Raw genomic sequence first — 1,040 nt, 5'->3', positions numbered from 1 at the left:
TTGATGATGAACCTGGCTATCTCGCCGCTGAGATTCTAGAGACTTTAAAGCGCTATAAACCTGAAAGCTTGATCGATATGCATAACACCTCGGGCTCAGGCCCTTCATTTGCGGTGGCGATCTACGAAGATCCTCAGCATGATGCTTTGACAGAATTGTTTACTAAACGCCTCATCGTGACTCACCTACGTTTAGGGGCTCTGATGGAGGTCACCGAATACCTTTGCCCAACTGTGACGATTGAATGTGGAGGGCGTTTAGATGAGTCTGCGCACCAGATTGCTTGGGAGGGCTTAAATCGTTATTTTCGTTTAGAAAGTGTCTTGGCAGGCCAAGAAAGTCAAGAGAGCTTGGAGGTGCTTACTAATCCGGTAAGGCTCGAACTAAAGGATGATTGTCGTCTAAGGTATGGCGAGAAATTAAGTGAAGAATCTGATTTGTGTTTGCTACCCAGTATAGAGCAATTGAATTCAGGTATTACTGTTAAAGATACGCAGTTGGGTTGGGTCGCAACAGATGATCTGAAAGCTGTATTTTCTTCAAAAAATAGTCGAGAAGAATGTGTGGTAAATGAGTTGGTTTATATCAAAGACGGCGGATTGTTTGCTAAACGAGACTTAAAGCTCTTTATGATCACTAATAATCCGGAAATCGCCAAGATGGATTGTCTATTTTATGCAGTAAGGGACTGTGGTTCAGAGGTTGTTGCGGAATTATCTTAGTGGCCCGCTTACAAGTTGAACCCAGATTTTACTGGGTTCAACAAGAAATTAAAGGAACGCATTTGTGCCTTATTTTTTAGCTTCCGGGTGAAGAGACTTACCTAGTATATGGCTGTCTTCTTCGATAACTGATGATGCTTGGCCGACAATAAGGGGATCTGCTCCACGAACAACATGATGATTCTTATCAGGATAATCCAGCTTAGAAAGGAAGTGTTGCATACACGCAAGGCGTGCTCTTTTTTTATCATCTGATTTTACGACTACCCAGGGTGCGTCAGCGGTATCGGTGTAGAAAAACATCGCTTCTTTCGCTTC

Annotated in this window: 1 protein-coding gene and 1 pseudogene; one reads left to right on the top strand and one right to left on the bottom strand. The window is 43.2% G+C overall.

The genetic code is table 11. The features are described 5' to 3' along the window. The coding region (locus A3766_RS30380) for a hypothetical protein (protein WP_068641801.1) at nt 1–722 on the top strand (722 nt) is incomplete at its 5' end. A gap of 69 nt (nt 723–791) precedes the next feature. Here A3766_RS30380 and A3766_RS04590 read toward each other — a convergent pair. Then, a pseudogene (locus tag A3766_RS04590) lies at nt 792–1,040 on the bottom strand (hypothetical protein); the annotation flags it as partial.

This window comes from Oleiphilus sp. HI0132 (assembly GCF_001635845.1).
Note: the sequence above shows the minus strand (reverse complement) of the source record. Positions and strands in the feature narration are given on the sequence as shown.